This is a genomic window from Acinetobacter sp. BIGb0102, from assembly GCF_003815055.1.
GTDB lineage: Bacteria > Pseudomonadota > Gammaproteobacteria > Pseudomonadales > Moraxellaceae > Acinetobacter > Acinetobacter vivianii.
This window is the reverse complement of record NZ_RKQE01000010.1, coordinates 438,086-456,442: the sequence shown is the minus strand read 5'-3', so window position 1 is coordinate 456,442 and position 18,357 is coordinate 438,086. Positions and strand designations below refer to the sequence as shown.

Here is an 18,357-nt window from a genome sequence, read left to right as displayed (position 1 = left end):
ACAAAACAAAGGAGTAAAGATGCTGATTTTTCATGATTATCCTGTTCAGGGAGCGCTTTTTGATATGGATGGCACAATGTTTGATACTGAGCGATTACGCTTTCAAACATTAAAACAGGCGTCCCAAGAACTCATTGGACAGGAATTTTCAGATGAATATTTAATGCAGTGTCTTGGACTCAGTGCAAAAACTGCTGAACAGCTTGCCCAAACTTTTTATGGTGAAGATGTTCCTTATCAAGCAATCCGAAAACGTGCTGATGAACTTGAACTGGAATCAGTTCGTCATAATGGTGTTCCGATTAAAAAAGGCCTAATTCAGGTACTGGAACGTTTACGCAAGTCTGGCTTAAGAATGGCTGTCGCGACATCAAGTCGTCGGGCAATTGCCGAAGAATACCTGATCAATGCTAATGTCTATAAATTTTTTGATCTTCTGGTGTGTGGTGACGAAGTCGAAAAAGGTAAACCACATCCTGAAATTTTTATTAAAGCGGCACAAAAATTAAATTTGCAGCCTCAACAATGTTTGATGTTTGAGGATTCTGAAAATGGGATCTGCTCAGCCTGTGATGCGGGCGGGATCACCATTTTATTTAAAGATATAAAAGAACCCAATGACAGCATGCTTACCAAAGCAAATTTCTATTATCAGGATATGTATGAGTGCTTGAATGCGCTGGATCAATATATTCCTGAAATGGGGATGCCGCAGTTACAAGAACCATTTCCGCAAAGTATCAATCAACTGACCGTCGGGATTCATGGTTTTGGTGCCATCGGTGGTGGTTATATCGCACAGGTGTTGTCACATTGGGATGGTTTTACCAGACCCAAGCGCATTCTCGCTTCAACCAGAAATCGCTTGTACTTGGAATCAGTCAATAGTTTTGGCAGCTACAGTATCCGTTATGGACAATCCTCGTATGATGAACGGATTGAGAATCTGACCGTAATCGATGCAGACAATGAACAGCAGATGCTCGATATGTATATGCATTCAAGTCTGATTGCGCTGTGTTTGCCTGAACAGGCCATTGCATCGGAAGCAAAAACAATTGCAAGAGGACTATTGGCGCGTTTTATGTCGCAAGATACGGAACAGCATGAGCCGATTACCTTCTTGATTATCCTGAATAAAGTCTGTGCAAAATATCTGGTACTGAAAAATATCCGTGAAGCCTTGCTTGAGATCACCGATGAGGATATTGCAGAGCATATTCTAAGTGAACACTATTTTTGCGATACCGTCGTTAACCGGATGGTGGCAAAGCTGACCGATCAAGCCTTATATCGCCAGTTGAATATCAAGCACCGTTTATTCAAACAATATCAATCCGATCTGAATGATGAAGCGATTGAGCTTTCAGATGAAACCGCGTTGACCGAGAAACAAGAACAGCAAATCACCAACTGTTTGGCGGATATGCGTGGTCAATTTCAGGCGGGCCAGTTTTTGCAGAATATGGATTTGATCCTGTTCCATAGTGAAACAGATATGCCGATTTATGTGGAAAATCGTAGCCCGATCCTCAATAAAATGCGCCAAATGATTCTGGTTGAGCAGATTTCTGATATTCAGATCATTAAAAACCGTTTGTGGAATGGCTGCCATGCCATGACGGCTTGGTATGCCAGTATGCATGGCCATGACATGATTGGGATTGCATTAGCGGATGCCAAGATCAAGAAATATGTGGAGCAGGTGGTTGAGGAAGTAAAACTAGGTTTGGCGAATATTGTACCGAATCAGGCCAAAGAGCTAGACCGAATGGCAGAGAGTTTTCTACATTCTTGCCGCTCGGCCTATAAAGACACTTGTGAACGGGTGGCTCGCGATCCGCTGAGAAAACTAGGCTTCAATGAGCGCGTATTTGGCAGTCTGGAAAATCATATTCAGCAGCAATTGCCTTATCAAAAGATCCTGCAAGGCGCGATTTATGGCTATGTCTATGCATTAAGACAGCTTGAAATTGAGGAGCTGGAGATTGTTCAGCATATCCGTAAGAACGTGGAAATGATGGATCTCACTTCAACTCAAAAGAAAGCTTTATTGGATATGCTTTATCAGGGCATCCAGTCGGAAATGCATGGAGAAACCTTCACTTACCATTTGGATGGACTTAAAGCCCCATCTGAGATGGTGTAGATCTTATCAGCATTGAATAACACAGCTTTAAATCGATAAAGTTGTGTTATCTCTGATATAGATTTAGGCCTGAATGATGCGCTGGATAAGCCGAGTTTTTGGCATAGTTCTGATTTGAGGTCATTATCGCATCAGCTTGTGTTTAGATGGTTTTAGTGTTGATCAAGCCACAATTTAATAAAGCTATTTGCTCATATCATTTGATATTTCCTAATTTTATATTCGAAAGATTGACAAGGCTGAGAGGTAAACAATTATTTTAATTCAGTCTATGCTTATGTTTTAATGGCATATTCCATATTTTGTTGAATCTATATTTTGTGTTATTGAAACCATTAACCCAACTGTGTCCGACCGTCGTTCGGGACTATTCTGAGTGGCATCGTGGCCGTTCAGACTATGGGTTATGGTATCTTGAAATTGATCAGCCTGAACTAATTGAATACTTAGACCAGATTCGGGCAGATTTTTCGGATTTGCTGATTCCTGCCAATCAACGTCAATATCACATTACCTTATTTGTATGTGGGTTTCTGACATCCGCAGAGAAGCAATACAATGATGATTTTCAGATTCAACAATTACAACAACACATGAAGCAATTGCAAAATCTGGAGCTAGCTTCGTTCGAGTTAGAGATTGCTCAATTAGATAGCTTTAGCAGTGCCTTATTTTTGCAAGTGAAAGATACGGATCAAATTCTGGAAAAAATTCGTCGGCAACTGGCTTCAGTGTCAGATGAAATTGCTGCGCTTGGGTATTGTCCGCATATTACTTTAGGCCTGTATCGCGAAGCATGGCAGAGTGATCGGGTGCTAGAGCGGATTCAGCAATTGCCCGTTAAAAAGTGGAAAGTTCAAGTGAAGCAACTCACTTTCGGCTATTATAAGGCACAGATTTTACAAGGATTCCTGTATCCTTATCAGAAAATTGAATTGGGTTAGATATGTTGCAACTGATTTTAGGCGGCGCACGTTCTGGGAAAAGTCGTTTGGCAGAACAAATCGCCAAGGATTCTGGCTTGTCGGTTGTATATATTGCCACAGCGCAGGCGCTGGATGACGAAATGCAGCAGCGTATCGAGCATCATCGGCAGCAACGTCCTGAACATTGGCAAGTGTGTGAAGAACCGATTTATCTGGCTGATCGACTTTTGCAATGTGACCAACCCAATCAACTGATTCTGGTGGATTGCCTGACTTTATGGCTGACCAATTTATTATTGTCTGAAGATACGACACTACTGCAACAACAAACAGAAAAACTCTTGGCAGTCTTAGCTCAACTGCAAGCTCAGGTCATTCTGGTCAGTAACGAAACTGGACTTGGTGTGGTTCCTATGGGAGAAATCAGCCGCCGTTTTGTGGATGAAGCGGGTCGTTTGCATCAGGCACTGGGCCAACTCGCCCATAAGGTCACGTTTTGTGTCGCAGGCTTTCCAATGATTTTAAAAGATGAGAAATAATATGACTGAACATGAGCAATGGTTTTTAGCGGCGATTCAACAACCTGACTTGGATGCAAAACAGCAAGCTGAAAAACGTCAGCTTCAACTGACCAAGCCTACAGGAGCTTTAGGCGATCTGGAACGAATCGCAATTGATCTGGCTGCTTTGCAAGGAACAGTTCATCCTCAGATTCAGCAGCCCTGGATCACGATTTTTGCGGGTGATCACGGTGTAGTTGCTGAAAATATCTCGGCTTATCCGCAAGCCGTGACCCGCCAAATGCTACAAAACTTTGCGACTGGTGGTGCAGCGATTAGCGTCATTGCCAAGCATCATCTAGCACATTTACAAGTCATTGATTGTGGTACGGTCGGTGATGCTTATGAATATGCAGGTGTGGAGCGTCATTGTATTCGTGCAGGCACCGCCAATTTTGCTGAACAAGCTGCAATGACAGAGCAGGAATGTTTAGCGGCTTTACAGTTGGGTAAGGCCAGCGTGGAGCGCGCCAAAGCACAAGCTGCTGATATTTTTATTGCAGGTGAGATGGGAATTGGCAATACCTGTTCTGCTTCAGCCTTGGCCGGTTTATTGTTAAATGAAGATGCTGCACAACTCACAGGTGTTGGAACTGGCATTACCAATCAGCAACTACAACATAAAATCAATGTGATTGATCAAGCGATAAAGCTTCACCAAACAGAAGTTAAAAATGATGCCTTAAACACTCTGGCAGCGGTCGGCGGTCTGGAAATTGCCGCGATGACAGGTGCTTACATCCGTTGTGCGCAAATTGGCTTACCAGTCGTGGTGGATGGTTTTATCAGTTCGGTTGCTGCTTTATGCGCAGTCCGTATTCAACCCCAGAGTCGGGCATGGATGCTATTCGGACACCAGTCAGCTGAGTACGGGCATCAACGTGTTTTACAAGAACTGAATGCGCAGCCTATTTTGAAAATGAACTTGCGTCTGGGGGAAGGCAGCGGTGCAGGTGCTGCATTATCCATGATCCAGCTTGCTTGTGTTTTACATAATCAAATGGCGACTTTTGCCGAAGCAGCCGTGACAGGTGACAAAGTTGCACCTTGATTTACTACGCCATGGTGAAACGACATTCAGTCATACATTGCGTGGTCATTTGGATGATGAACTGACAGAACAGGGTTGGTTGCAGATGCAAGCGACCATTCAGCAAGCGCTGAATGCGCAGATGTATTGGGATGTGATTATCAGTTCACCTTTACAGCGTTGCCAAAAGTTTGCGGTTGCATTGGCCCAGCAGTTAGAACGACCACTTTTGCTTCATTCCGATATGAAGGAAATGTTCTTTGGAGATTGGGAAGGTGTTTCAACCCAAACTATTTATGAAACAGAACCTGAGTTATTGGCAAATTTCTGGCAATTTCCCACGCAATATCATGCACCGAATGGGGAAAGCTTTGCCCAGTTCCAGCAGCGAGTCATGCATGGGGTGAATCGTATTTATAACGAAATGCAGCAGAATCATTGGCATAGGGCCTTGGTTGTAACACATGGCGGGGTAATTAAATTATTGACCTGCTTAGCACGTCAACAGGCGCTAGATGATTTATTAAAAATGCCAGCCGAGCTTGGAAAGCTATACTCACTCGAATTGATCCATCGCGACAATGAGATTCATTTTGTAGAAAATAAATGAATGGGAAAATGACCTTGTCGATTATTCTATAACTGAGTAGAAAGCTGTAATCGAACTGTCATTGCCACTGCCTATGATACAGGTCAATTTCTTGACCTATAATCAAATCCTTCATGAATATATTATTTAAAAGCAGTGTGTTATGCGCAAGCATTTTATTGGCAGCCTGTAATAACGATGATCATCAACAAAATCAGTCATCACCTGAAACCACGCCACAATCAAAATATTATCAAACCAAAACACCGTATCAACCGCAGCAAGATCTGAAAAAATACGAAGCTGTTCCACAAGGTTTTCAACCCGTTTTTACAGAGCTGGTTGCACGTCATGGCTCTAGAGGTTTGTCGAGTATCAAATATGATTTGGCACTTTATAACTTGTGGAAACAGGCCAAAGCAGAAAACGCCTTAACGCCGTTGGGGGAACAATTGGGGGCTGATCTGGAAAGTATGATGAAGGCCAATATCCTGCTGGGCTATGGCGTGGAAGGGATTCGTCAGTTCGGATATGGCAATGAAAGCATGCAAGGTATACAGGAGCACCGCGGTATTGCAGATCGTCTATTACAGCGCTTACCAGATCTGTTTAAAACCGCTTCGACACAGCCTGCCTCAATTTTAGTGCAAAGTTCAGGTGTTGATCGCGCTGTGGATAGTGCGAAATTCTTTACAGCTGAACTGATTCAGCAGCAACCACAACTTAAAAACCAGATTACGCCAGTGTCATATACCAGTTTGGCCAGCAGCAGTGTGCCCTCAGTTGAAGATGGAGGCGTAGATCGTTTTAAACTGTATTTTCACAGCTTGAATAAGGACAGTGATTTAACTGAACCCTTATCTACACAGCAACAGGCAATCTATGATGCAAGTCAGGCTTATCAGCAGTTTGAGGAAGATGATGCTGATTTGGCAAATAAATTAAGTGAACTTGCTAAAAATAGCAAAGCTGAACAGATTGCCATGAGTGTGCTTACTCCTATTTTCAAGCCAGAATTTATTCAAAAATTAGGTTCAGCAGGATATCGCTTTAGCAATACGGGTTCCTATACGGTGACAGCGCCAAATGGTGAAAGCATTACTGAAAAAGGTAAAGGCAAAAATACCATTGCCAGTGCTGTGGATGCCGCTGCGTATGTGTATGAGTTGTATTCAATTGCAGGCGGCATGCAAACAGAGCTAAAAAATATTGATTTTGATAAATATATGCCACTAGAAGCTGCAAAATTTTATGCTGAATTTAACGATGCCAATGATTTTTATAGCAAAGGGCCAAGCTTTAGTGAATCGAAGAATGTCACCAGTGCAATTGCCCAAGGCCTAAAACAGGATTTATTTAAACAGGTCGATGCGATAGTTGATAAGCAGCAAACGCATCGTGCGGTATTACGTTTTGCACATGCAGAAATCATCATTCCTTTGGCAACCAGTCTAGAATTGCATGACATGATGCAGCCGCTACCTTTACGTCAAACTTATAATTATACCCATAGTAAATGGCGTGGTGAGTTTGTGTCGCCGATGGCTGCAAACTTACAATGGGATATCTACCAAAATACACAAGGAACAACTTTGGTGAAGATGTTCTATAACGAAAAAGAGACCTTGTTTAAGCCAGATTGTAACTATGCGCGTTATAGCACTAACAGCTTCTATTATGACTATTTAAAGCTGAAACAATGTTATCAAATTCAATAAGCTGACTTATTCTATATTTTCATTTGGGAATAGCTTGCTATTCCCAATTTTATTTCTTCATAATCATTTCATGATAAATCTTTTGAATTGGGCTGTTTCGCATGACACCTTTCTGGATTGCCTTGCAATTTTTGACGGTTTTGCCGATCGAACTAAAAAATATGCCAAGTGCAAAGCAAAATAGTCAGGCCTTGCTGTTTTATCCTGTAGTTGGCTTATTGATTGGACTGATGTTATTTGCGTTCGCGCTTATATTAGCAAAACTTCCTATTGTGTTCAGTGCAGCGCTCATTCTGGTGTTATGGATCTGGTTGACTGGTGGCCTACATCTTGATGGACTCGCGGATACCGCAGATGCATGGGTGGGTGGCTTTGGTGATCCAGAACGAACCCTGAAAATTATGAAGGATCCAGCATGCGGCCCGATCGGGGTATTGAGCCTGATTGCGGTATGTCTGCTTAAATTTGTCGCACTCTATGTGTTGCTTGAACAAAAGCTTGAAGCATTTCTTATTGTATTGCCCATGCTTGGACGTAGTGTGCCACTATTTTTATTTCTCACGACACGCTATGTACGTGCGCAGGGACTGGCAAGTTCAATGCTTGAGAATATACCACGACTAGCAATATGGATGGTTTTTGTCATTACAATAGCATTGCTTTGTGCATTCAAATGGACAGGTTTAGTCAGCTTGTTCAGTTTTTTGATCATTATTTTTTATTTACGTGGGCTTTTTATCAAGCGTATTGGCGGGATTACGGGTGATACGGTGGGTGCTGCAATTGAGCTGAGTGAGACGGGTTTGATGCTGAGCTTTGTGATTGCCTCATTTTATATTTAAGCCTCAAGATATGGCCTCAGTTGAAGCCATATCTTTTATTCAGTCGTTTTTATTTTCCAAAATGATAGCGCAAACCTAATAAATAGGTTCGTGGTGCGGCAGGTGTGAAGCTTGCCTGATTATTGCTAAAAGATGTCGCAGTATTACAATCAGAAAGTCTTATGGATCAAAGTAAAAATAAGGTATTCTGAGACTGCTGAATTCAATATCTTATGGGCAGATCAGCATGTCAAAAACAGCAAATCATTCTGATTGGATTGTCCGAGCTTCGGATGGTGATCGCCTAGAAAGAATCGAAGCTTTCTTTTCAAATCATGCGTATGAATCACACCAACATGATACTTTTGCGATTGGCCGAACTTTGTCAGGTGTGCAAAGTTTTCATTATCGTGGTGAAGTCAGACATAGTCAGCATGGTATGACCATGGTGTTGCATCCCGATGAAAAGCATGATGGCAGTGCTGGGACTCAAGAAGGTTTTCATTACCGAATGATGTATGTTGAACCTGCATTGATTCAAAAGATCATGAAAGGTAAACCTTTACCTTTTTTCAAACATGGGCTGAGTGATGATCCACGTCTTTATCGCGTCACTCATACACTATTACAAAACATGTATGATCAATTAGATGTTTTAGAAGAAGAAGATGCCTTGTATGACTTGGCGACAACTTTGTACGAAGTTGCAGGTCAGCCATCACGCACACGGCAGTCCTATGATTATATTGCTGCGGAACGCGCCAGAGAGTTTATTCACGCTTCACTCGATCAGAATATTAGTTTAGAAGATTTAGAACAGAATATACAACGTGATCGCTGGAGTCTTTCGCGTGATTTTAGACTGTTATTTGGTACTAGTCCGCATCGTTATATGACTATGCGTCGACTTGATATCGTAAAAAGATGCTTGATATATGGTGAGTCGCTGACACAGGCAGCCATCATTGCTGGTTTTTTCGATCAAAGCCATATGACTCGGCATTTCACCAAAGCTTTCGGGATCACTCCAGCAAGATGGAAACTGATTTATTCTGCTCAGCAATAAACTATGAATGAGAATAAAGGCTGCGTTTAAATAAAATTCATACCTTTTAAGAAATCAGACAACATAAATAGACCTGAAAGGATCAAGAAGATTCCCAGAATTTTATTCAGATAATTGAACCAAATTGGATTGTTTAATTTTTTGCCAATGACTGATCCTGCAAATGAATAAATGAAGGGAGCACCTGCCGCACCGAGAGAAATAAATAGTGAAACAATGAGGATCAAGCTACCAGTGATATGCGCCGTCGGATACATAATGGTGGTCACAGGTAAAATCACCAAAATTGCTTTAGGGTTCAGACTTTGAATCCAGAAACCATTCCAAAAATTGAGGTTTTTGTGCTGGGTTTTATCTGTTTTTAATTCGGTATGTGCCGTCATAATTTTATAGGCTAAATAAAAGGTATAGAGCGCACCAATCAATGCAATAAAATGTAGATAACGATGGGGAATCAATGCTGCGCCCGCATAACCAAATACAACAAATAGCATCAGCATGGAACAACCCACACCAGCAAAAAAGCCTAATGTTTGGGAGAATTGTCCTCTCAGACCCGCATTTAACCCCATAAAATTCACAGGGCCTGGGCTGTACATCACACTTAAGGTATAAAGAAAAATTTCCATAACCAACCTAAATGAATCAATAACAAAGGATGATTAACATAGGGCAAAGTGCTATGAGCTGTATTGTACGTTTGTGCAAGTTTGTCGAATTGCCAAACAAAAACAGGCTCATAAGAGCCTGTTTTACATCTATTTAAAGATTAACGATTTGGTAAAACGTCTTTTAACGCTTCATGCATTTCTAGCAATGCTTTTTCAGTTGTTTCCCAGTCAATACAGCCATCAGTCACTGACTTGCCGTATTCAAGATCACACAGATTTTCTGGAATATCCTGGCGACCACCTTTTAAGTGACTCTCAACCATAATCCCAACGATTGATTTATTACCATCCAGAATTTGTTCTGTGATATTTTTCAAAACCAGAGGCTGTAAGTACGGGTCTTTGTTTGAGTTGGCATGACTGGTATCAATCATGATCTTGTTGCTCACTTTCGCTTTTGCTAGAGCAGCTTCTGCTTCTGCAACAGATGTTGCATCATAGTTTGGCTTGCCATTACCACCACGTAATACCACGTGTGCATACGGGTTACCTTTGGTATTGATAATCGCAACCTGACCATTTTCATTCAGGCCCAAAAAGCTGTGACCATGTTTAACCGATTGCATCGCATTAGTTGCAACGGTTAAGCCGCCATCAGTACCATTTTTGAAGCCAACAGGTGATGAAAGACCAGAAGACATTTCACGGTGAGTCTGACTTTCAGTGGTACGTGCGCCAATCGCAGACCATGAAATTAAATCTTGATAATATTGCGGTGAGTTCGGATCAAGTGCTTCAGTCGCACAAGGTAAACCTTTTTCATTCAAATCAATCAATAAGCCACGACCAATGTGCAAGCCTTTTTCAATATTGAATGAGTCATTCATGTCTGGATCGTTGATTAAACCTTTCCAGCCCACAGTGGTACGCGGTTTTTCAAAATAAACACGCATCACCAGATATAAAGTATCTTTTACTTTTTCGCTCAGGACTTTCAGGCGATCAGCATATTCATGTGCAGCTTTAGGATCGTGGATTGAGCACGGGCCAATCACGACAAACAATCGTTTGTCATTGCCATCTAAAATATTACGTACAGTTGCACGTCCTTGTAACACAGTTTGAGACGCAGCCTCAGATAATGGAAGATCAGCTTTCAATTCTGCTGGTGTAATCAGCGTTTGAATGCTTTTAATGTTTACATCATCGATATCGGGCTGAGAAACTGGATTTGACTGTAGAGTATTCATTGCTGTCACAAATTCAATCGAAAAAAGAGGTTATTTTGTCTGCGAATATAGCATGAAATGCCGTCTGATTAACTAGCAATAACGATAATTTATGCAGAAAGCAGCGGCATTTGTTGGCTTAAACAATTGTTGTTGAATGACTTGTCTGCTGTACAACGACAGCCTGATGAGTCTCAACTGGCTTCGGTTTGGCTTTCACAGGGTTCACAATAAAGTTCACGCCCAAAGCAAATAAGGTAATCCCTAAAATTTTACGAATCAGTCTTTCTGGCATACGTGAGCTAATTAGGGTCCCGACAATAATGGCAGGGATAGAACCGACCAATAACCACATCAACAGGCTAAAGTCGACATTCCCTGAAGACATATGGCTAAGGCCTGCAACTGCTGTAAGTAAAACGGCATGCACTACGTCTGAACCAATAATACGGATCATCGGCAAGTTAGGAAACATTAGAACTAAAGCCATGATACCAAAGGCACCCGCACCCACAGATGAAAGGGTAACAAAGATACCTAATACGATTCCCATGATGACAATGTAATGACGTTTGTGTTGCAAAGCATGTTGTTCGCTTTCCATATTCGCTTGTTCACGGTTACGGAAACGGTCAAAGAATTTTTCAATCTGTGCACGAAAGACAATTGAAATACCCGTCAAGGTCAACATAAAGCCTAAAACCATAGTCAGCACAGCTTTATAATGCGTGGATTGACTTAGGTAATGTTCGAGTGCCCAAGAGGTCGCAAATGATGCTGGAATACTGCCTAATGCTAGCCAGAGTACGATCGGCCAGACAATATTGAGTTTTTTAGCATGGACAATAGAGCCGCAAAATTTAGAGATTGAGGCATATAACAAGTCTGTACCAATCGCGATATGAGGTTCGATTTTAAATAGACTGATCAGGATTGGGGTCATTAAAGAACCACCGCCGACGCCTGTGATACCAACACAGAAGCCAACCAATACCCCAGCCATAATAAATTCAATAGGACCAAACATCGACAATATGCCTAAATATGCAAAAATCAGCATATCTTATTCTTTTTTTAGATAACTCGTTGTGATGAATAGTGATTTACTTATGCAAAAAAACGCTAAAGAAATCTGAAACAGTCGCTTTTCTTTTTACTCATCACGATTATCTTGCTTTAGTTAGCATGCTTGGTTTATTTTGAAGGCTGTATAAGGACTGTATTGCTGATTATTTACATACTTATGTCTATTCTTATCCGAACCATCATTTCATTGCTGATTGCTATGTGTTTTATCACCAATAGCTATGCAATGGCTGTGTCTATGAATGAGGTTGATCAAAGTAATTTACATCAAACCACACAAGGCCATAGTCCAGTGATGGATTGCGGAATGTCAGATATGGGCAAGCATACATCTATAAGCTCTGAGAAAATGGATTCTTCTCATTGTCAAAAAAGTCTTTGCTGTGTGGCGGTGACTTTTGCCCAGCGTGATCGACCGCTTCAACGAATTCTACAATTCACAACGACGATGGATTCAGAATATCTGGATGAACTCACTTTAGGGGTCTATCAGTTACCTTACCGTCCTCCAAATCGTATCCTGTTTTTATAAATTCAAATTTCTTATTTTTATTTAAAGGATACAATCATGTTAAATTTTAAAACTTTATTACTTTCAACAATCTTACTCGCAACAACCGTACCTGCATTTGCAGCAGGTGATTGTTGTAAGGAAAAAGATACAGCCAGCAAGAAAGAGTGCTGTGAAAAAAAGATGAAATGTTGTGATGACAAGGATAAAAAAGCAACTCAGGAAGATCATAGCCATCACGGGCATTAATTTTTAAGTTGTGCGGCTATCCTTGGCAGAAGTTAAGGATAGCTGTTGTATCCAAGTACATTTTATTTTTTTACGGGGTTAAGTTCATTAACCCAGAGTACCAATAAGAAAGTCACGGGCGTTGCAAAAATCCACCAGCTTACAAACCCAATCGAACTGCCATATTCTAAACAAAGCAGGCTACCTGCAAGCAAAAAGCACAGATAAGCCAGTACCTTGAGCTGTATTTGATAGCGAATGACAAATTGTTGTTTTGATTTAGTAATCTGCTTAGAACTACATTTATAGAGCAGCATCATTCCAACAAGTATCAATACGAGGCTTAAAAGAATCATGCTTTCACCTCATTTTTGGCTAACTTCGCTTTGATTTTTTGAGCAGATTTTTCTTGAATCGGCTGGATATTTCTAAAAATAAATACAGCAAACAGGGCACAGGCCAGTAGGAATAAATCAATCCGTAAGAATAGCCAATAACTTTGCAGATCTATGATGAACTGATGATTGATGAGATAGAGCAAGTTATAAAGAGGCAGAATCAAAGCCACTAATCCAAAAATTAGTACCTGTGATTTCCATAAATATTGCTTTTTCGTCAATAAGGCGATGATAAAACTTAATCCCCAAACGCTGAAAAAGGTATAGATTTCATAATTGGGCGTGGTTTCGGTCACATGTACAAATCGATTGGCGAATAAATAGCTGAGCATTGCAGTGGGCAGACCAATAAATGCAGAGACATTCAAACGATCAACCAGATAGTAACCGAAATGAAATTGAGCAGATTTGTTTTGGATCTGACGTTTTAAGCTCCACAGCAATAGGCCTGAAGCAATCATTAAACAACCCAAAATACCTGAACAAAAGAATGCGAAGCGCAATACAGGTTGGGCGAAGGTCGCCATATGTAAGCCATAAACACCCGAATGTAAGGTTGCGACAGCACTATTATTACGGGTATTGCCGAGAATTTTGCCTTTGCCGTCAAAGGTGATTTGCGCCTGATTTAAGGTGATTGATCGATCTTCTAATTGCTTAAAGGTAATTACTGCTTGATCAGTATTGGGATTTTTAACTTCAATTGAAGCCAAAGCTTGTTCGCCCCATTGTTGCCTTACTTTTTCCAGCAGGGTGCTGATCGGTAGCATCTCAGCTTTTTGAGGCTCGGTTTGATCTGTGGCACTCTTTTCAGTCGTTCTAATTTCAGTGAAAAACTGATAAGGATTCTCTGGATAAAGTTTTTGCATTCCCCAGGGTAAATAGAGATAGAAGAAAATCGCCAAGCCTGTAAAGGTAATGGTCAGGAAAAAGGGAAGTGCGAGTACCGAAGAAACATTATGAAAATCCAGCCAAGAACGCTGGGATTTAAAGGTTCTTAGGGTAAAGAAATCGGTAAAAATCTTTTTATGGGTAATGATGCCTGAGACTAAGGCCACCAGCATAATGAAAGCGGCAAGACAGGCAATCAAACGCCCAATCATGATCGGGAATCCATACAACTGAAAATGGAAGTTATAAAAGAACTCTCCGCCTTGAGTTGCTGACAGTTTTAATTCCTGACCAGTATTGGCATCCAGACTACGGCTTTCATAACTGCCGTTGGCTTGTTGCCAATACATTTTATTGACGGGTTCTTCGTGATTTGCCACTTTAAGATACCATGACTTGGCATCGCCAGCATGCTTTTGTAGATAATCGACAGCAGTTGTGATGGCTGTATCCTGATTCACTTGAACCTGAGCCAGTTGCGGCTGCATCCACAAATTAATCTGATGACGATAGTACGAACTTGTTCCCATTAAGAAAATAGCAAACAAAAGCCAGCCAAAAATCAGACCTGTCCATGCATGTAACCATGCCATTGATTGGCGAACACCTTTATTTTGCATTTTTAATTTAAACCTACAGATATGCCAAACAATACGCCTGTTAAGCCCAGACTGATCAACGTGAGTTTCAATAATGAATGTGAGCAGAAACTAATAATGATAAAAATGAGATAAAAGAGAATCGCGATAAAAGCAGCTAGATAAATCGCCTCTGCTTTATCAAGTACACGGACAAATAATGAGGTCAGGCTAAGGCTTAAATACATCATACAGAGGTAACCCAATACAAAGGTCAACGCAAAGCGATAGAAAATACTCAGTCGATAGACAAAGGTAAGCGAGGTTGATTTAGCCATCACGGGTCTTGATACGGAGGAAGGGAGAAATAAATCACATATGGGAATGATTCTTGTTCATATTAGCTATTCCTGCAATCTCAATCAATTGTCATTTCATCGTAAATCTAGATAGGTTTTCTAGAAAACAATGACATCTTAGATGAGAAATGATGTTCACCAATCGTGAACAAATTGCCAGATCATGTTTGATTCAGTGTAAAATCATTTTGTTAGAATCATTTAAATCTTTCTGTGGGGCGTGGGTCTTGTCAAAGCAAAAACTAAGAATTGGCATCGTGGTAGGAGAAGTTTCTGGAGATACGCTAGGGGTGAAACTCATGCGCAGTTTTCGTGAACAAGGCATCGATGTCGAATTTGAAGGTATTGGTGGGCCACAAATGATAGCCGAAGGTTTCCATAGCTATTATCCAATGGAAATCTTATCCGTCATGGGAATCGTGGAAGTTTTAAAAGACCTGAAAAAGTTATTTGCTGTCCGTGATGGTTTAGTCGAGCGCTGGACCGAGCATCCGGTGGATATATTTATTGGTATTGATGCGCCAGATTTTAATTTGCGTTTGTCCAAAACCATTAAAGAAAAGAATTTACCAATAAAAACCGTGCAATATGTCAGTCCATCGGTATGGGCATGGCGTCAAGGCCGTGTGCATGGCATTAAACGCAGTATCGATCTGGTCCTTTGTTTATTTCCATTTGAAAAAACCTTCTATGAAAATTATGAGGTTGCTGCGGCGTTCGTCGGCCATCCTTTGGCAAAGCAGTTACCGTTAAAAAATCCAATTGCCGAAGCCAAGCATCAACTGGGTCTATCCGCACATAAGACTCACATCGCTTTATTACCCGGCAGTCGCCGTGGTGAAATCGAACGTTTACTGCCGTTGTTGACAGGTGCTGCTGACATCCTGCATCGCAAACATCCTGAAGTCGAGTTTTTAATTCCTGCGATCAATGATGCACGTAAGCATCAGATTGAACAGGGCATTCAACACTTGGATGCTGGTTTAAAGTCGAAAATTCATGTGCTGGAAAATAGCGATGCAGAATCGAAGATTGGCCGTATGGTCATGAATGCCAGTGATATTGTGGCTTTGGCTTCTGGTACCGCGACACTCGAGGCAATGTTATTGCATCGTCCAATGGTAACCTTCTATAAGTTGAATTGGCTGACCTATATCATTGCCAAATTCTTGGTCAAGATTCCGTATTATTCTTTACCTAATATTATTGCAGGTAAAAAAGTCATTGAGGAACTGATTCAGGCCGATGCAACACCACAGCATTTAGCCACTGAAATTGAGCGTTTAATGGATCATGAAACGGCGCATATTCAAATGATGCAACATTTAAGCATGCATAAACAATTGATCTCAGGCAATACCGAGGATCCAGTAAAGGCAATTTTGAATTGTTTAAAAACGGGATAAATAAAAAAGGTGGCATTGAAAGCCACCTTTTTTATACTGCGGATTAGGCGCGAAGGATCAGTTCATAACCCGTATACTTGCGGATATTGATTACACCAATATCCATTAACAAATACTGGCCTTTAATGCCTTGCAACACACCACGAATTTTAGGTGTTTTATCCAGATTCAGTGATTTAATCTTTTCAGGATAATGTTCAACAGGATAGATAAACTCTCTTGGTTTTTCGTCCTCTAGAAATTCCAGATTCTCGTTAAATTCAAGGTTTTGATTAAATTCTTCACGAATACTTTGAATCTTAGGCGCAAATTCTTCCAGAATCTGATCACGTTTTTCAATCAGATCTAATGGCTCAGCTTCGCCTTTAAGAAGTTTACGCCAATCAGTTTTATCTGCGATTTGTGTACCAATTAAAGTTTCCAGATGGCCTGACAAACGACGTGAGCCCACTTTCATGATGGGTAAAGCCTGAGTCGCACCTTGATCCAGCCAACGGGTTGGCATATTCACGATACGGGTAATCCCGATTTTCAAGGCACTTGAATTGGCTAAATAAACAATATGCGGCTGGAAGCAGACATCATGAGCGAACTGGTCTTCACGGCAAGTGCCTAAATGATAATGGCAGGTTTCAGGCTTCATAATACACAGGTCGCATTCTGCTTTTGTTTTAAAGCATTTGAAACAATGACCTTGTGAATAAGACTTCGGTGTTTTTGAGCCGCAAGAGGTACAAAAAATATTACCAGTCCATTCGATCTCGATTTCCTGCCCTAAAACAAAAGGTAGGTCAGTTTCTGTACGATCTAATATAAATTTATATTCAACATTTGCCTTGCTTGTTGATTGATCAGTTACACTATGCGTTTTGAGCGCTGCATGCATTTTATGACAAATGCCTTGTAGTTCCATTAATAAACTCTCATCTTTCTCAATCAAGGGTTGCAGTTATGGCTGAACAAAATGTCATCACTTCTATGCTAGACGATTTATCTCAAGAACAGCCCATTCATACTGCACTTTGTATAGGTCAGCAGATTGACCAAAATGCTTCAATTCAATGGCATTATTTTAACGTAACTGGCTTTTTAAGTCTGCCATTTACGCAGCGTTATGATTTAGGTTTTGTATTATTTGATACCGAAGAAATGCAAAATATTACCGAAACACAAAAAGCGCAGCTTTTGGTGAAGTTGCGTGACCTGATGGCGAAGCGGATTGTGGTAGTGAGTAAGCGTGAAGATGAAAAGCTATTGCGTTCACTGGGTTTCACTCAACTAATTGATAAAACCACACATGACAGCGATTTTGCATTATGGCAATTTAATATTTTAACTTATAAACATGTACCAGATTGGTTTAACTCTAAGTTCTGGGCCAATCCTGAAAACTGGGATAAATTCCGCTGGTAAACGATGAATGCTGCGATTTAAATCTGATTGAGATTTCGGTCGGAGATTCGCAGCAAAGCCTTGCAAAATTTAACAATTTATCTTTGTGCTGTGTTTTCAAAGCAGCGTATGCTTTTGGGATAAATAATTCCAAAAGGAAAGTTTAGGTTATGACAAATTTAACCAATATTGTTGAAATTTTAGCGAAGCAAGCTTTAGGCGGCGGTCAACAACAGTCAGGTCAAGCTGGCGGTTTAGGTGGGATTTTAGGTTCGGTTCTTGGTCAGTTGGGTGGGCAACAGCAAAATACTCAAAACCAGCAAGGTGGTCTAGGCGGAATCTTAGGTTCTGTGTTGGGTCAATTAGGCGGTGGTGCAGGTTCAACTCAAAGTAATGCAACGGGTGGAAACACGGCACAAACGTTGTTGATTGCAGTTTTACCTTTAGTTTTGGCGTGGATTCAAAAACAAGGCGGTTTACAAGGTGCTTTGGATAAATTGAAAAATGCTGGTCTAAGCAATCAGGTACAAAGTTGGGTTGATCCACAACAGCAAAATGCTGAAGATGTGCCTGCACAAAATATTCAAAGCTTATTTGATGATCAGGACGTAGAACAGGTTGCTCAGCAAACCCAAGCGCCTAAACAGGCAATTTATGGTGCCATTGCTTCGGTTTTACCACAAGTGATTGATTCATTGACGCCTCAAGGCAGCAGTACCAATCCTCAAGAAGCCAATCAGGATATTCAGCAAGTGTTGAATCTTGTGAGTGGTTTTTTAAAGAAATAAATTAATCTCAATGAAAAGCCT

The 18,357-nt window shown here is 40.9% G+C and carries 20 protein-coding genes; 13 read left to right on the top strand and 7 right to left on the bottom strand.

The window, feature by feature from the left end; translation table 11 throughout:
- Positions 1-19 precede the first annotated feature (19 nt).
- From mtlD to EC846_RS04840, 8 genes are all read left to right on the top strand, one after another.
- Positions 20-2,149 (top strand): bifunctional mannitol-1-phosphate dehydrogenase/phosphatase, encoded by a 2,130-nt coding sequence (gene mtlD, locus EC846_RS04875; RefSeq protein WP_123774392.1) that lies wholly within the window; start codon positions 20-22, stop codon positions 2,147-2,149.
- 320 nt (positions 2,150-2,469) lie between these two features.
- A complete protein-coding gene (locus tag EC846_RS04870; RefSeq protein ID WP_123774391.1) occupies positions 2,470-3,093 on the top strand; it encodes a 2'-5' RNA ligase family protein in 624 nt (207 codons plus the stop codon).
- A 2-nt stretch (positions 3,094-3,095) separates the two neighbouring features.
- Positions 3,096-3,614, top strand: a complete 519-nt coding sequence (gene cobU, locus EC846_RS04865; RefSeq protein WP_123774390.1) for a bifunctional adenosylcobinamide kinase/adenosylcobinamide-phosphate guanylyltransferase — start codon at positions 3,096-3,098, stop codon at positions 3,612-3,614.
- Between the two features lies 1 nt (position 3,615).
- Entirely contained in the window at positions 3,616-4,686 is a 1,071-nt protein-coding gene (gene cobT / locus EC846_RS04860; protein ID WP_123774389.1) for a nicotinate-nucleotide--dimethylbenzimidazole phosphoribosyltransferase, read from the top strand.
- Positions 4,676-5,275 carry a histidine phosphatase family protein gene (locus tag EC846_RS04855; RefSeq protein ID WP_123774568.1) on the top strand — a complete coding sequence of 200 codons (600 nt, stop codon included), beginning with the start codon at positions 4,676-4,678 and terminating at the stop codon, positions 5,273-5,275. Before cobT ends, EC846_RS04855 begins: the two co-directional genes overlap by 11 nt.
- 113 nt (positions 5,276-5,388) lie before the next feature.
- On the top strand, positions 5,389-6,972 hold the full coding sequence (locus EC846_RS04850; protein WP_123774388.1) for a histidine phosphatase family protein: 1,584 nt from the start codon (positions 5,389-5,391) through the stop codon (positions 6,970-6,972).
- A 101-nt stretch (positions 6,973-7,073) separates the two neighbouring features.
- Positions 7,074-7,814 carry an adenosylcobinamide-GDP ribazoletransferase gene (locus EC846_RS04845; RefSeq protein ID WP_123774387.1) on the top strand — a complete coding sequence of 247 codons (741 nt, stop codon included), beginning with the start codon at positions 7,074-7,076 and terminating at the stop codon, positions 7,812-7,814.
- A gap of 226 nt (positions 7,815-8,040) precedes the next feature.
- Positions 8,041-8,859, top strand: a complete 819-nt coding sequence (locus tag EC846_RS04840; RefSeq protein WP_123774386.1) for an AraC family transcriptional regulator — start codon at positions 8,041-8,043, stop codon at positions 8,857-8,859.
- 26 nt (positions 8,860-8,885) lie between these two features.
- Here EC846_RS04840 and EC846_RS04835 read toward each other — a convergent pair whose 3' ends face one another.
- From EC846_RS04835 to EC846_RS04825, 3 genes are all read right to left on the bottom strand, one after another.
- Positions 8,886-9,488 carry a LysE family translocator gene (locus EC846_RS04835; RefSeq protein WP_123774385.1) on the bottom strand — a complete coding sequence of 201 codons (603 nt, stop codon included), beginning with the start codon at positions 9,486-9,488 and terminating at the stop codon, positions 8,886-8,888.
- 140 nt (positions 9,489-9,628) lie between these two features.
- Positions 9,629-10,720, bottom strand: coding sequence for a 3-deoxy-7-phosphoheptulonate synthase (locus EC846_RS04830; RefSeq protein WP_004772077.1), 1,092 nt, complete (start codon positions 10,718-10,720; stop codon positions 9,629-9,631).
- 118 nt (positions 10,721-10,838) lie between these two features.
- Positions 10,839-11,726 (bottom strand): sulfite exporter TauE/SafE family protein, encoded by an 888-nt coding sequence (locus tag EC846_RS04825; RefSeq protein ID WP_004772078.1) that lies wholly within the window; start codon positions 11,724-11,726, stop codon positions 10,839-10,841.
- A gap of 216 nt (positions 11,727-11,942) precedes the next feature.
- Here EC846_RS04825 and EC846_RS04820 point away from each other — a divergent pair, with 216 nt between their 5' ends.
- Both EC846_RS04820 and EC846_RS04815 read left to right on the top strand, forming a co-directional pair.
- Positions 11,943-12,317: a hypothetical protein gene (locus EC846_RS04820; RefSeq protein ID WP_123774384.1), complete on the top strand. Its 375-nt coding sequence runs from the start codon at positions 11,943-11,945 to the stop codon at positions 12,315-12,317.
- Positions 12,318-12,353: 36 nt separating this feature from the next.
- Entirely contained in the window at positions 12,354-12,545 is a 192-nt protein-coding gene (locus EC846_RS04815) for a hypothetical protein (protein WP_123774383.1), read from the top strand.
- Between the two features lie 62 nt (positions 12,546-12,607).
- Here the strand turns inward: EC846_RS04815 and EC846_RS04810 are convergent, their stop codons facing one another.
- The 3 genes from EC846_RS04810 to EC846_RS04800 are packed head-to-tail and all read right to left on the bottom strand — an operon-like array spanning position 12,608 to position 14,729.
- A complete protein-coding gene (locus tag EC846_RS04810) occupies positions 12,608-12,880 on the bottom strand; it encodes a DUF1634 domain-containing protein (protein WP_123774382.1) in 273 nt (90 codons plus the stop codon).
- Positions 12,877-14,433, bottom strand: a complete 1,557-nt coding sequence (locus EC846_RS04805; protein ID WP_123774381.1) for a PepSY-associated TM helix domain-containing protein — start codon at positions 14,431-14,433, stop codon at positions 12,877-12,879. Before EC846_RS04805 ends, EC846_RS04810 begins: the two co-directional genes overlap by 4 nt.
- Positions 14,434-14,435: 2 nt before the next feature.
- Positions 14,436-14,729, bottom strand: coding sequence for a hypothetical protein (locus EC846_RS04800; RefSeq protein ID WP_123774380.1), 294 nt, complete (start codon positions 14,727-14,729; stop codon positions 14,436-14,438).
- 152 nt (positions 14,730-14,881) lie between these two features.
- Between EC846_RS04800 and lpxB the strand changes: the two genes are divergently transcribed.
- Positions 14,882-16,156, top strand: coding sequence for a lipid-A-disaccharide synthase (lpxB, locus tag EC846_RS04795; protein WP_416332312.1), 1,275 nt, complete (start codon positions 14,882-14,884; stop codon positions 16,154-16,156).
- 43 nt (positions 16,157-16,199) lie between these two features.
- Here lpxB and EC846_RS04790 read toward each other — a convergent pair whose 3' ends face one another.
- Positions 16,200-17,069 (bottom strand): DUF2797 domain-containing protein, encoded by an 870-nt coding sequence (locus EC846_RS04790; RefSeq protein ID WP_005257426.1) that lies wholly within the window; start codon positions 17,067-17,069, stop codon positions 16,200-16,202.
- A 38-nt stretch (positions 17,070-17,107) separates the two neighbouring features.
- Here EC846_RS04790 and EC846_RS04785 point away from each other — a divergent pair, with 38 nt between their 5' ends.
- Positions 17,108-17,569 (top strand): DUF6231 family protein, encoded by a 462-nt coding sequence (locus EC846_RS04785; RefSeq protein ID WP_123774378.1) that lies wholly within the window; start codon positions 17,108-17,110, stop codon positions 17,567-17,569.
- A gap of 149 nt (positions 17,570-17,718) precedes the next feature.
- Positions 17,719-18,336, top strand: coding sequence for a YidB family protein (locus EC846_RS04780; RefSeq protein ID WP_062847369.1), 618 nt, complete (start codon positions 17,719-17,721; stop codon positions 18,334-18,336).
- Positions 18,337-18,357 lie beyond the last annotated feature (21 nt).